The sequence below is a fragment of the Variovorax sp. AC103 genome (assembly GCF_979254005.1).
In genome coordinates this window covers 293934-307212 of record NZ_CEEDFC010000006.1, presented here as the reverse complement: position 1 = coordinate 307212, position 13279 = coordinate 293934, and the positions used below count along the sequence as shown (strand labels likewise).

Here is a 13279-nt window from a genome sequence, read left to right as displayed (position 1 = left end):
TTCAGATGAAAAGCTGCACGGCCGGCAGGGCCGCGTCGCAGTTGAGCAGGTTCACGCGCTTGAGCGTCATGCGCAGCGCGCCATCGTGCACGGTGAGGTGGTGATAGAAGGTGCCCACGTAGAACTGCAGCTCGTCGCCCTGCGACTCGGTGTAGTGGAACTCGGTGCGCACCACGAAACGGTTGGCCTCGGTGTCGAACTGTTCGACCACCGGCACTTGCAGCAGGTGGTGGCAGCGGCTGGGCGGCTGCTGCGAGAAGGCGCGCGGGCTCTTGAGGCGCTCGATGCGCAGATCGCGCAGCAGCTTGTCCTCGTAGAGGTGCGAGGTGTGGTTCAGGCCGTCCTCCTGGTCGGGCACCAGCGGAATCCAGTAGAAGGCGTCGTCGGTGAAGAGCGCGTTCCAGTCTTCGTAGCGGCGCGTGTCGAGCAGGTGCGCTTCGTTCACGACGAAGTCGATCAGGTCCTGGCGGGTGACGTCGGTGCCGGCCATTACATGGTCTCCGTCATGCGCTGGACCCAGCTGCGATATTGGTTGCGCATCGGCAGCTCGTTGGTGCCGCCCGTGGTGATCTCGCCGCCCTTCAGCTCCGAAGGGTGGTAGTCGCGGTGCAGGCTCACCCACTCGTTGCCGCTCGCGTGCAGCCCGGCCTGCATGCCGCGGTAGGCCTGCAGGTCGTCGTGCCCCACCACCGAGAATGGCGAATTGATGAGCCGGTTGTACATGGTGGTGCGCTGCAGCAGCTCGGGCGGCGCGCCCTTGAGGCGGAAGGTCCAGCTCTCGATCAGCGTCTTGTCGGCCGAGATCGGCTTCACCACGCGAATGGCCTGGATCGCGCCCTTGATCGTGAGGTTCGGGTAGTACACCGTGTTGTGCCGCGCCATGCCGAGGATCTGCGCCGTCTTCTCTTCGCCGTAGCGCGCCTTCATGGCCTCGTCGTACGCGGGAATCGCCTTGTACTTGCTGTGGATGCTGAAGTGCACGCCCGTGAAGCTGTGGCCGTTGTCGTAGGTGCGGATGCCCATGTCCTCGAAGAACTTGTAGTCCGACATGAAGGGCGCGAACTGTTCCACCGCCATGGGCTTGGGCGCGTCTTCGGGCTTGTCGGCCCACATCCGCTTGGCGGTGCCGGCCGAGGACTCGTGCGCCACCATCGGGTGCATGGTGTCGTTGAGGTTCTCCACGAACATCTTCCAGTTGCACTGGTGCATGAAGCGCAGGCAGCCGCCCGCGATTTCGAGTTCGCCTTCGGGCGAGCGGTCGGCCATGTTGTCGATAGAGCTCAGCGAGTCGCCGAAGTAGTCGTCGAAGCCGGGGCCCGCGTCGTTGATCTTCACGAAGATGAAGCCGCGGTGGCTGCGCACGTGCTTCAGCGTGGTGAGGCCCTTGCCCGACTCGCATTCGTGCAGCTGCGTGTGCTCGTAGCCGGTCTTCAGCGGAATCGCCAGCGGCGCGCCGTCGGTCTTGAAGGTCCAGGCGTGGTACGGGCAGCGAAAGAACTTGCCGGTGTTGCCGCAGGGCCCGTTCACCAGCCGCGAGCCCTTGTGGGCGCAGCGGTTCATCATGGCGCGCACGCTGCCGTCCGTATGGCGCACGATGATGAGCGGGCGGCCCGCGATCTCGTTGCTGATCCAGTCGCCCGCCTTCGGCAGCTGGCTCTCGTGGCCCACATAGTTCCAGGTGTTGGCGAAGAAGTGTTCCTGCTCCAGCTCGAACAGTTCCTGGCTGGTGTACAGGTCGCGGTGCACGCGGTCGTGCTGCACCAGGGCGCGCACGGCATCGGGGTTGTCTCGGTACGAAGTCATGGGTGGAGTTGCTCCTTGCTTCAGAGGTCGAGCACCAGCCGCTCGCCCTTGGCGCGCGAGATGCAGATCTGCATGACGGTGCCCTCGGCCTTCTCGCGGGCGGTGAGCACGTAGTCGCGGTGGTCGATCTCGCCTTCGATCACGGGCACGGCGCACACGCCGCATTCGCCGCGCTTGCAGTCGAACATGGGGTCGCAGCCGTTCTCGATGAGGCAGTCGAGGATGCTCTGGTCGGCTCCCACGGTGAACCGACGGCCCGACTGGGCGAGCTCGACCTCGAAGGGATGGTCGCCCGCTTCGGCGACCGGCTCGGTGAACAGCTCGAAATGCACACGGTCATGGTCCCAGCCGCGCGCCTGCGTGCGGGCAAGCACGGCGCCGAGCATGACCTTGGGGCCGCACACGTAGAGGCGGTCGCCGGCCGGCACGCCGTCGAGCAGCGCATCGATGTCCAGCGGCGCACCGGCTTCGGCGTCGGCATGCACGCGCAGGTCGTCGCCCAGCAGCGCCTGCAGTTCCGGCAGGAAGGCCATGAGGTCGCGGCTGCGGCCGGCGTAGTGCATGCGCACGGGGGCCTCTTCGGCGCGGCGGCGCGCGGCCATGGTCGCGAGCGGCGTCACGCCGATGCCGCCGGCCACCAGCACGGTGTCGCCCGGGCCGGTGTGCAGGGGAAAGTCGTTCTTCGGTGCTTCGACGGCGAGCATGTCGCCTTCTTTCAGCCGTTCGTGCATGAAGCGCGAGCCGCCGCGGCCTTCGGCTTCCTTGCGCACGGCGATCACGTACTCGGTCGGCGCGTTGGTGGCGTTGCGTGCGGTGGCGAAGTTGACGAGCGAGTAGTGGCGCCAGTCGGCCTTGCCGTCAGGCAGCGACACCTGCACGCGGATGTGGGAGCCAGCCGCAAAACCCGGCAACGGGCGGTCGTCTTCCGCGCGCAGGCGCAGCATGCGGATCAGCGGATTGAGTTCGCGTACTTCGGTAACGCGAAGCTGGAGCGTGGCGGTGGGAGCGGTCATCGCGCGTTGTCTCTTCAGGCCAGTGCGTGCTGCGCCAATGCAGCCTGCAGCTTGTGACCGTGTTCGTCGGCCAGCGCCGCGTCGCGCAGCTCGCGCAGCGTGGCCGGTGCCAACCCCGCGCCGGCGCGCTCGAAGGCGCGCATGACGGTGTCGTAGTTGCGAATGCCGCGCTCGTGCGTGTCGCTGTAGCCCTTGACCAGGCGCTGGCACTGGGCCAGCTCCACGGCAAGCTCAGGGTTGCGCTGCGCGGTGGCGGCGATGCGCTGCAGCCATTCCTCGATGCGGCGGTTTTCCTCGGCGTAGCGCATGGTGGACAGGCGCCAGCGCTTGCAGGCCGCCACGGCGCGCAGCATCAGGTAGCCGCGCAGCGAGCTGGTCTGGATCACGCGGCCATGCTGCGTGAACCGCTCGACGAGCTTCTTGGGCAGCGTCGATTGCATGAGCCAGCGGCCGATGCCGCCGGGCAGCGTCTCGCAGATCTCCTGCAGGCGCGGGTGCATGTATTCGTTGATGGCGAGCACCTGCCCGGGCTGCACGCGCGCCTCGCCGCGCACGCGCTCGAAGCGGGTCGCCCGGGTCTTCAGGGCCGCGACGCGGGCCGTGTCTTCGTAGGACATCCACAGCGCCAGGTGGCGTGCGGTTTCGCGCAGCAGGCGGTGGTCGGCCTGGGCCGGCAGCGCCGCGATGGCGGCCGAGCGGTCGAGGTACAGGCTGGCATAGGCCACGTCCTGGTAGTCGATGAGGCGGCGCACGCCTTCGAGCAGAAAGTCTTGCGCCTGCGCCGGAAAGTCGCGCTGCACCCGCTCCACCAGCGCGCGCACGGCAGGGTGGCGCGGTTGCGGCGTGGGCGTGGCGAACGGGGCTTCCACCGCCGGCTCGCCATCGTCGCCGCCCTGCGCGCGAGTGAACGCCGCACCGAAGGCCTTGAGGCTGGGCTTGACGCCCACGCCGCCGCGCTCGACGGTGGCCTCGAACTGCGCGCGGCTGAACGGCAGCACGCCCGAGCCCGCGAGCGCACCGAAGAGCACGGCGCTGATCACGCTGCCCGAGGCTTCGGCTGCTTTTTCCATGTCGAAGCGGATGAAGCGCTTGGCGGCCTTGGCCGTGTGGGCAAGCAACTGGGTGCTGTCGACGCGGCCATCGCCCAGCGCGCTCTTCTCCGCAATGGAGAAGACGCGGTGCGTCGATGCGATCAGCGTGGTGCGGTCGTGGGTGACGAGTCCGCGCTGCACCGCGCGGCCCGCTTCCATGAGCTCCGATGCAAGCACCACGTCGACATCGCCCGGCAGGGGCATCAGCGCCAGCACGGGCCTGCCGCCGTCCGCGTCGGCCTGCGCCGTGGGGTACAGCTCGACGTAGTAGATGGTCGCGCCGGTGCGCTGCGCCACGCCCGGCACCGAGGTGGTCTGGGCCACGTAGCCGTTGGCCTCGCCCATGTCGACGATCCAGTCGGCGAGCACGCCGCCGCCTTCCCCGCCCATGGCGAGGATGGCGATCTTGATGGGTTGGGCCTTGGTCGTCATCGCTTCAGAAGGCATAGGTTTCGCGGCGGCGCGCGTCGCCGCGCTGCAGCCAGCCGATGACGGCGGCGCGCACGCGTTCGCGCAGCACGTCCCAGCGGTTGGGGTTGCTCACGATCTGCGCCTTGTAGAACGACGGGCACAGCACCGCAGCATGCGACACCTCGCCGCACACGCCGCAGCCCACGCAGCTGTCGAGCACGGTGGCCACCGGGTCGGTGCGCAGCGGATCGGGGTTGGGCTTGATGGAGAGCGACGGGCATCCCGACAGGCGGATGCACGAGTGGTCGCCGGTGCAGGTGTCCGAATCGACGCCGAACTTCTCGCGCACCATGCGCTTGCCGTCCGCGATGGCCTTGCGCACCAGCGGCTTCTCGCGGCGCTGCTTGTTGAGCATGCACTCCGACTGGGCGATGAGCACCTTGGGGCCCCGGGTCTTGGTGGTGAGGGCGTCTTTCAGCGCGTCGCGCATGCCGGCCACGTCGTAGGTGCGGCGCAGCGTCTTCACCCACTCCACGCCCACGCCGCGCACGGCGCGCTCGATCGCGTGGCCGGTGCTGCGCGTCTTGTTGACGGCATGCGACGACAGGATGTCCTGACCGCCGGTGGCCGAGGTGTAGTTGTTGTCGACGACGATGGTGAGGTTGTCGCTCTTGTTGAAGACCGCATTCGCCACGCCGCTGGTGAGGCCGTTGTGCCAGAAGCCGCCGTCGCCCATCATCGAGATCGCACGTTTGCCGGCCGGTGCATTGAGCGCCGAAGCACCCGCGCCGCCCAGGCCGTAGCCCATGGTGGTGTTGCCGATGTTGAAGGGCGGCAGGATGGAGAACAGGTGGCAGCCGATGTCGGCGCTCACGTGGTGCGCGCCGAGTTCGCGCTCCACCAGCTTCATCGCGCTGAAGATCGGGCGCTCGGGGCAGCCGGTGCAAAAGCCCGGAGGGCGGGCATGCACGACTTCGCCGAGCGCGGTGGAAGGCACGGCCGGCTCCGGCGCGGCATCGACGCCGATGGCGGCCACCTCCTTGAGCGGAATCACCTTGCGCACCGCAACCGGCACGGGCAGCGGTGCCAGGCGGTCGTAGCGCTCGCAGAAGGTGCGCGCGCCCTTGAGCAGTTCGGACGATGTGTACTCGCCGGCCACGGGCAGCATGTCCTTGCCGTGCAGCGCGGTGGTCGAACCGGCCTGGCGCAGGATGGTCGCGAGGTTCTGCTCGACGAAGTTGGGCTGGCCCTCTTCCACGATCATCACCGCGCGCTTGCCTTCGCAGAAGCGGATGACTTCGCTCTCGATGACGGGGTACGCCACGTTCATCACGTAGAGCGGCACCTTGGTGTTGCCGTACACGTCGGCGAGGTCGAGCCGCTCCAATGCGCGCAGCAGCGTGTTGTAGCTGCCGCCCTGCACGATGATGCCGATGTCGTCGGCGTCCTCGGAGAAGAACTCGTTGAGCTTGCGCTCCTCGATGAAGCGCACGGCGGCAGGCCAGCGGTCCTTGATCTTCTCCTGTTCATGCACGAAGCTCGCGGGCGGCAGCACGATGCGGCTCACGTCGCGCTGCGGGTTCTCCAGCGCCTCCTGCAGCGTGAACTTGGCGCGCTTGTTGTCGCCGGCGATGAAGTGACCGTGTACGTGGCAGGCGCGGATGCGCAGCTGCAGCATCACCGGCGTATTGCTGGCCTCCGAAAGATCGAAGCCCTGCTTCACCGCATCGACGATGCTCGGCAGGTTGGGACGCGGGTCGAGCAGCCAGATCTGCGACTTCATGGCGAACGCATGGCTGCGCTCCTGCATGATCGACGAGCCCTCGCCGTAGTCCTCGCCCACGATGATGAGCGCGCCGCCGGTCACGCCGCCGGAGGCCAGGTTGGCCAGCGCGTCGGACGCCACGTTGGTGCCCACGGTGGCCTTGAAGGTGACTGCGCCGCGCAGCGGGTAGTTGACGGAAGCGGCGAGCGTGGCGGCGGCGGTGGCCTCGCTGGCGCTGTTCTCGAAGCGGATGCCCTGCTCCGCGAGGATGTCCTGCGCATCGGCCAGCACGTCCATCAGGTGCGAGATGGGCGCGCCCTGGTAGCCGGCCACATAAGACACTCCGGACTCCAGCAAGGCCTTGGTGACGGCCAGAATGCCCTCGCCGCGAAACACATCACCACCGGAAAGCCGCAGTTTCTTGACTTCTTCGACGAACGAACGCTCAGCCATTTGGGTCCTTGTTGTCTATCGTGGGACGATGCGCTTCAGCTGCCACATCATGCTTTCTATAATGTTGACAAATGAATGTATCCACAATCATGAATTACCCTAGACATGCAAACAGCGTGCCCGCCTCATGCACCGGGTGCGTTCATGGCTGAGCCGGCGGCACCGCATCGCTTCGTCGATGACTACCTGCCCGCGCTGCTGGCGCAGGCCAGCCAGCTGATTTCCTCGGAGTTCCACGAGGTGGCGCGGCAGCAGGGCTTCTCCATCTCGGAGTGGCGCGTGATGGCCTCGCTCGCGGGGAGCGACGCGGTCAGCATCGGCCAGCTTGCGCAGGTGACGGTGACCAAGCAGCCCACGGTCACGCGGTTGCTGGACCGCATGGAAGCGCGCGGACAGGTGGAGCGCCTGCCCCATGAAAGTGATCGCCGCATCACGCTGGTGCGCATTACGCGCAAGGGCCTGAAGGCGGTGGAACACCTGATGGAACTCGCACGCGAGCATGAGCGGCGCGTGCTCGAACCCTTCGGCTTGCGGCGCGCCGAAGAGCTCAAGCAGACCCTGCGGCAGATGATCGACCTGCACGTGCATGTGCCGGTGGGGGAGCCGGAGGAAGACTGACCCTGCGTCCCCGTGGCCCGCTCGCTCAGAGGCGAGGCACGAGGACTGCACGGCCGCGGTGGCCGCGCTGCGCGATCCAGTCGAGCGCAAGGGCCGCATCGGCGAGCGCGAAGGGTTGCACGGCCAGGTGCAGTCGCCCGTCGGCCAGCCTTGCCAGCAGCTCGGGCGCGGCGGCACGGCCCGCCGCTTCACGCCGAAACATGTTGAGCGGCAACAGCGCCACATCGCGTTGCAAAAAGTGCGAGATGTCGAGTTGCAGCGTCGGGCCGGCGGTGTAGCCGACCAGCACCGCACGCCCGCCAGCGCGCACGGCGGGCAAGACCTTCGCGAGCACATCGCCGCCTACCGTGTCGATCAGCAGGTCGGCGCTGGCAGCCGCGGACGGCTCGGCGTTCGGATCGATGGCCGTCGCCGTGCAGCCGGCGTCGCGTGCGAGCTGCATCACGAGCGAGCCGACGGCACCGCTCGCACCGGTCACCAGCACCTGCTCACCGGCCTGCAGCTTCGCGACCTCGTGCAGCGCGACCCACGCCGACGTGCAGGGCGAAAAGAATGCGGCGCCCAATGGCATCGGCACGTCGTCAGGCAGCACGCCGAGCGCTTCATCGGGCGCGTCGACCAGCTCGCTCCAGGTGCCGTCGAACAGCGTGCCCAGTCCGCTGCCGCGCAGCCACACGCGCTGGCCGGTGGCGTACTGCCCGCTCGCGATGACGACGCCCGCCGCCTCCACACCCGGCGTGTAGGGCAGCGGTGGATGGCGCAGGAAGCTGCCGCGCCACACGGTGCGGTCGATGTGCCCGACCGTCGCGGCCTCCATGCGCACCAGGGTGCGGCCGGGCCGCGCCACCGGGTCGGCAACGTCTTCCAGCACGGGCACGGCGTCGAAGCCGTGGATGCGCACGGCCTTCATGGCAAGGTCTCCAGAAACTCGAGCACGGTGCGCGCGAAGGCCTCGGGCATCTGGTCGGGCAAGGGCACCATGCCGCCTTCGATGTCGGCGATGCGCGCATGCGGCAGGTGGTGCTGCAGTTCTTGCGCATGCGGCGCGGCGAACGGGTCTTCGGTAGCGCGCACGATGAGCGCGGGCTGCGTGACATGGCCGATGCGGTCTTCCATGCGGTACGACGCAACGGCACGGTGCCCGTCTTCCACGCGCTCGACCTTCAACGCGTCGCGCACGAAGGCTTCGAGCAGGTCGGGCCGGCCCGGCGGATAGAAGCCCTGGCGCTTCTGCCACAGCGCGGCGAGGTGCGAGCCGTCTTCGCTGGGCTCGACTTCGTCGATGGGCGGGCGCTGTGCCCGCGCGCGGCGAAAGGCTTCGTCGGTGTACGGCGTCGAAGACAGCACGAGGCTGCGCACGCGATCGGGGAAAGCCGCTGAAAGCTCGACGGCCACGACACCGCCTGTGTGATGCCCCACGACATCCACCTGCGAGATGTTCAGCACGTCGAGCAGCTCGCAGGCCACGCGCGCCCATTGCGCGATGCTCGCGGGCACGCCGCCATCTGCGGAATCGCCGAAGCCGGCGGTGTCCATCGCGATGGCGCGGCGCCGCGCGCCGATCAGCGGCAGCACCGCGCGGTACTCGGCCCAGCTGCGCGGCGACTGGTGCAGCAGCAGCACCGCCGGCGCCTGCGGATCGCCGCACGCCGCGTAGTGCACCTGCCCCACCGACAGGTCGGCGAAAGCGCGGCGAATGTTCATGACAGCGTCTCGTCGGCGGGTGCGCGCCACAGGCCCGCATGCCGCAATTCACCGAGCGTGCGCGAAAGCACGTCGCGCCGGTAGGCGGCGATGTCGCGGCCGGCGTAGTCGTAGAAGCCGCTGCCGCTCTTCAGGCCGAGCCGCCCTTCGTCGACCATGCGTGCGACGATGGCCGGCGCGGTGTAGCGGCCCTTGTCGAGCGACACCGACATCTCGCGGCTGGCGTGGTGCAGGATGTCGCAGCCGCCGAAGTCGATGAACTCGACCACGCCGAGCGCGGCGAAGCGAAGGCCCAGGCCGTAGCGCGTGGCCTTGTCGATTTCCTCGGCGGTGGCGGCGCCCTCCTCGATCATTCGCGCGGCCTCGTTCATCACCAGCGCCTGCAAGCGCGGCACGATGTAGCCGGGCGAGGCGCCGCAGACCACGGGGAGCTTGCCGATGGCCTCCATCAGCGCCTTGGTGCGCGCGAGCACGGCGGGGTCGGTGCCGGGGTGGCAGCTCAGTTCGACCACGGGAATCACATAGGCCGGATTGAGCCAGTGCATGTTGAGGAAGCGCTCCGGCAGCCGCACCAACGCGGCCAGCTGCGTCACGAGGATGCTGCTGGTGGTGGAGGTGAGGATGGCATCGTCGCGGCAGTGGCGGTTGATGTGCTCGAACGCCTCGCGCTTGGCTTCGATGGTCTCGGGCACGCCTTCGAACACGAGCTCGGCCGCGGCGAGCGCTTGCGGCGCGGCGGCTGCGTCGACGAAATCCACGCGCGCGGCGATGCGCTCGACCTGCGATGCATCGATCACGCCGAGCTGCGCCAGGCCCAACAGGCTGGCCTCGATTTCGGCCTTCGCCTCGTCGCGCAGGCGCTGCCACGCATCGCCGCTGCGCTGGCGCAGGTCGATCAGCGAGATGCGGTGCCCCGCATATGCGAACGCGATGGCGATGCCGCGCCCCATGCGGCCCGCGCCGACCGCGGCGAAACGGGGCAGCGCGGCGTCATTCGCCATCGTGCAGCCTCTGGCGCAGTTGCGACGCGCTCAGGTCGGCGAGGCCCAGGCTTTCGAAGGTGCGCGGGCCGCGTCGCAGGTCGCGGCCGAGAAAGCCGCCGACGATGGCCAGCAGGCCGTGCGCGATGGGCGCGTCGACGCCGGCATGGCGCGCAGCCGATGCGAGAAATGCCAGGCCGAGCTCGGTGTCTTCCGTGATGTAGCGGTGCGTGTGCAGGTCGATGTTCTCGCGCCAGTCGCCCGACTTCACGAGCTGCTTGTGCGCGTCGCCGTACATCCACCGGTCGTTGTCGTAGTGGTCGGCCAGCGGATAGTGCGGCGCGCCCTGGCCGAAGGCTTCCCGCACCGCGATGCGCTCCTGGTCGAGGCGGTCGGTCACGTCGCGCACGGCGCGCTGGGTGCCTTCGTTGTGGATGTCCCAGCGCTCGAAGTGCTGCAGCGGCGCGGCGTTCATCACCATCAGCGGCGGGTGGATGACGGGGCCGGCATTCATGAGCGCGCCCGACAGTGCGTCGCCGCAGCCGTGCACGGCCGGGTAGGCCTGGCGAATCACCTCGATGGCCTGCGCCTCCCTGCGCGCCGGATAGACGCCCGTGGGCAGCCGGATCGCGCGGATGGTGACGTTCACCTCGCGCTCGCCGTGCTTGCGCGCCAGGTAGGGCAAGGTGCCGGTCTCGGCCCAGGCGACGTCGGCGCGGCTGCCGGCCTCCTTGACGGTCTTCGCCATCACGTAGCTGCCGAAGGTGCCCGGCGGCAGGAACACGACCTGGCCGTCGACCAGGTGCGGCGCCATGGCGAGCGCGATGTCGTGCTGGGCAATGGCGGGCGTGGGAACGACGATGAGTTCGGCGCCTTTCAGAGCCGCGCCGATATCGGCGGTGGCCAGCGCGATGGGCACCTCGCGCACACCGTCGGCATCTTTCAGCGTGATGGCGCCGGCATGCACGAGCGGCGCGAGCGCCGCGGCATCGCGACGCCACAGGCGCACTTCGTGGCCGGTTTCAGACAGGTCAGCGGCGGCCGCATAGGCGCCATGACCACCCCCAAGAATCGCAATTTTCATGTCGAAAGTCGAAAAGCAGGTGTCGATGAACCGGTGGCCGCAGGACGGACCCGGGGAAGCAATGCGCTATTACATTACTTTTCATCGATTCAGGTGTCAATCAAAATTCGACTGCACCGGCCTGCTCGGAAACCCGAAATGAAAAAGCCCGCGTTCGTGAGAAGCGCGGGCTTTGGGGGGCGAAGCGGCTGTCAGGCCGTTCGCAGGGGATCAGCGCGTGGGCTTGAAGCTGCGCTTTTGCGCGTCACGGGGCACGAACACCTTGCCCGGGCCGCCATGGCCTGCGCCATTGCCGCGGGGAGCGAAGCCCTCGCGGGGTGCGAAGCCTTCACGCGGTGCGAAACCTTCGCGGGGAGCGAAGTCGCCACGGCCGCCATGGTTGCTGCCACCGCGCGGGGCGCTGTCGCCCCAACCCGGCTTGCGACCGAAGCCGCCGCCGTTGTTGCCGCCTTCGTCACGGCCGCCGCCGAAACCGGCGTTATGGCCGCCACCACCCTGGCCGCCGAAGCCGCCGCCACGGGGGGCCGGGGGACGCGAACCACGGTCGTTGAAGCCGCTGGCGCCTGCATAGTTGCCGCCGCCATTGCCGCCGCCGAAGCCGCCGCCATTGCCACGCGGAGCGCCGCCGAACTTGCGATCGCGCGACTGGTTGTCGCCACGGCCGCCGCGGTACTCGCCCATCGGCGGACGCGATTGCGGCATGCGCTGCTGCGGCTCCATGCCCGGCACCACTTCCGCCTTGAACTGCTGGCGGCTGTACTGCTCGATGTCCATGATCTTGCGGCGATCGCGGAACTCGGCGAAGGTGATGGCCAGGCCGTCGCGGCCTGCACGGCCGGTGCGGCCGATGCGGTGCGTATAGTCCTCGGCCTTCATCGGCAGGCCGAAGTTGAAGACGTGGGTGATGGTCGGCACGTCGATGCCGCGGGCAGCAACGTCGGTGGCCACCAGGATCTGGACCTGGCCTTGGCGCAGCGCCATCAGGCGGCGGTTGCGCAGGCCCTGGCTCAGGGCGCCATGCAGTGCCACGGCGCTGAAGCCGTCTTGCTGCAGGTCGGCGGCGAGGCCGTCGCACTCGACCTGCGTGCTCGCGAACACGATGGCCTGGTTGATGGTGGTGTCACGCAGCCAGTGGTCGAGCAGCTTGCGCTTGTGCTGGCTGTTGTCCGCCCAGTACAGCGACTGCTTGATGTTGGCGTGCTTTTCCTGCGGGCTGTCGATGGTGATGCGTTGCGGCTCGCGCATGACGCGCTGGGCCAGCTGCTGGATGCGCGGCGCGAAGGTGGCGCTGAACATCATGGTCTGCTGGCGCTCGATGGTGAGCTGGTTGACTTCGGCCAGGTCGTCGGAGAAGCCGAGGTCGAGCATGCGGTCGGCTTCGTCGACCACCAGGAACTTGACCTGGTCGAGCTTGAGCTGCGACGAGCGTTGCAGGTCGAGCAGACGGCCGGGGGTGGCAACCACGAGGTCGGCGTTCTGCAGCTTGGCGATCTGCAACTGGTAAGGCATGCCGCCCACCACGTTGGCAATGCGCAGGCCGCGGCAATGCTTGACCAGCTCGATGGCGTCGTGCGCGACCTGCTGCGCGAGTTCGCGCGTCGGGCACAGGATCAGGGCGCCAGGAGTGGCAGCCTTGAAATGACGGGTGTTGGTCGGGTCCTTGCGCTTGGGCTTCTTCGGCGCGGCTTCGCCGCGGGCGGCAGCTTCGGCGGCCAGGCGCTGGAACTCGGCCTTGGCTTCAGCTTCGGCTTCGGCCTGGCGCTTGAGCAGCGTGTGCAGCACGGGCAGCAGGAAGGCGGCGGTCTTGCCCGAACCGGTCTGGCTGGAGACCATCAGGTCGACGAAACGGGCCTTGCCGTCCTGGCCGGTTTCACCGCCCATGGCCAGCGGGATCACCTTGTCTTGCACGGTGGTGGGCTGGGTGAAGCCCAGGTCGGCCACGGCGGCGATCAGTTCAGGGGCGAGGCCCAGGCGGACAAAGCCGTTGGGCAGAGCGGGTTCTTCCACTGCGGCCACTTCGGGAGCGGCTGCGTCGAGCGCCTCGAGAATGGGGGCCTCGGACACGGTGTCCACCGGAGCGGTGAATTCGTTATGGGTAGAGGATTGCACAGGCGCGAATTCGCCCTGCGCTTCAAAAGCGTCGGTCATGAATATCAATCTCAAACGCGAGCGCTGCCGTAGGCGGCGCCCCGTTGGTGGTTAAAAACATCAACCATCCAACGACATTCAACTTCGGGCTGACGCCTGAGGCTGTGGCCCTTTTTGATCAGCGAATGCGATCGGGCGCGGTGTGCAAGATAGGGAGATGCAAGAGTCGCTGGCCGGGCTTGAAATACCTGCCTGATCAGCGAAGCCTG

At 68.1% G+C, this 13279-nt stretch carries 11 protein-coding genes; 1 reads left to right on the top strand and 10 read right to left on the bottom strand.

The annotated features are described in order from the left end of the window. Nucleotide 1: 1 nt before the first annotated feature. From AC0IYU_RS11900 to AC0IYU_RS11880, 5 genes are read right to left on the bottom strand one after another with little or no spacing between them, the layout of a single operon-like run. Nucleotides 2-490, bottom strand: a complete 489-nt coding sequence (locus AC0IYU_RS11900; RefSeq protein WP_435483146.1) for an aromatic-ring-hydroxylating dioxygenase subunit beta — start codon at nucleotides 488-490, stop codon at nucleotides 2-4. Continuing rightward, the gene (locus tag AC0IYU_RS11895) at nucleotides 490-1803 is read right to left on the bottom strand and encodes an aromatic ring-hydroxylating dioxygenase subunit alpha (protein WP_472116791.1); all 1314 of its coding nucleotides are present in this window, start codon (nucleotides 1801-1803) and stop codon (nucleotides 490-492) included. The genes AC0IYU_RS11900 and AC0IYU_RS11895 overlap by 1 nt, the downstream gene beginning before the upstream one ends. Before the next feature lie 20 nt (nucleotides 1804-1823). Continuing rightward, nucleotides 1824-2816, bottom strand: coding sequence for a PDR/VanB family oxidoreductase (locus AC0IYU_RS11890; protein ID WP_472116788.1), 993 nt, complete (start codon nucleotides 2814-2816; stop codon nucleotides 1824-1826). A gap of 14 nt (nucleotides 2817-2830) precedes the next feature. After that, on the bottom strand, nucleotides 2831-4339 hold the full coding sequence (locus tag AC0IYU_RS11885) for an indolepyruvate oxidoreductase subunit beta family protein (RefSeq protein ID WP_472116785.1): 1509 nt from the start codon (nucleotides 4337-4339) through the stop codon (nucleotides 2831-2833). 4 nt (nucleotides 4340-4343) lie between these two features. Next, nucleotides 4344-6536 carry a thiamine pyrophosphate-dependent enzyme gene (locus tag AC0IYU_RS11880; protein WP_472116781.1) on the bottom strand — a complete coding sequence of 731 codons (2193 nt, stop codon included), beginning with the start codon at nucleotides 6534-6536 and terminating at the stop codon, nucleotides 4344-4346. A 144-nt stretch (nucleotides 6537-6680) separates the two neighbouring features. Between AC0IYU_RS11880 and AC0IYU_RS11875 the strand changes: the two genes are divergently transcribed. Continuing rightward, nucleotides 6681-7154: a MarR family winged helix-turn-helix transcriptional regulator gene (locus AC0IYU_RS11875; RefSeq protein WP_435483141.1), complete on the top strand. Its 474-nt coding sequence runs from the start codon at nucleotides 6681-6683 to the stop codon at nucleotides 7152-7154. A gap of 25 nt (nucleotides 7155-7179) precedes the next feature. On the opposite strand, the gene AC0IYU_RS11870 is transcribed toward AC0IYU_RS11875, so the two are convergent. The 5 genes from AC0IYU_RS11870 to AC0IYU_RS11850 all read right to left on the bottom strand — a co-directional run bounded on the left by AC0IYU_RS11870 (nucleotide 7180) and on the right by AC0IYU_RS11850 (nucleotide 13070). Then, the gene (locus AC0IYU_RS11870; protein WP_472116778.1) at nucleotides 7180-8064 is read right to left on the bottom strand and encodes a quinone oxidoreductase family protein; all 885 of its coding nucleotides are present in this window, start codon (nucleotides 8062-8064) and stop codon (nucleotides 7180-7182) included. Next, a complete protein-coding gene (locus tag AC0IYU_RS11865) occupies nucleotides 8061-8858 on the bottom strand; it encodes an alpha/beta fold hydrolase (protein ID WP_472116776.1) in 798 nt (265 codons plus the stop codon). Before AC0IYU_RS11865 ends, AC0IYU_RS11870 begins: the two co-directional genes overlap by 4 nt. Beyond that, nucleotides 8855-9859 carry a 3-hydroxybutyryl-CoA dehydrogenase gene (locus tag AC0IYU_RS11860; RefSeq protein WP_472116773.1) on the bottom strand — a complete coding sequence of 335 codons (1005 nt, stop codon included), beginning with the start codon at nucleotides 9857-9859 and terminating at the stop codon, nucleotides 8855-8857. The genes AC0IYU_RS11865 and AC0IYU_RS11860 overlap by 4 nt, the downstream gene beginning before the upstream one ends. Beyond that, nucleotides 9849-10922, bottom strand: coding sequence for an NAD/NADP octopine/nopaline dehydrogenase family protein (locus AC0IYU_RS11855; RefSeq protein ID WP_472116770.1), 1074 nt, complete (start codon nucleotides 10920-10922; stop codon nucleotides 9849-9851). Before AC0IYU_RS11855 ends, AC0IYU_RS11860 begins: the two co-directional genes overlap by 11 nt. Nucleotides 10923-11132: 210 nt before the next feature. Further along, nucleotides 11133-13070, bottom strand: coding sequence for a DEAD/DEAH box helicase (locus tag AC0IYU_RS11850; RefSeq protein WP_472116767.1), 1938 nt, complete (start codon nucleotides 13068-13070; stop codon nucleotides 11133-11135). Nucleotides 13071-13279 lie beyond the last annotated feature (209 nt).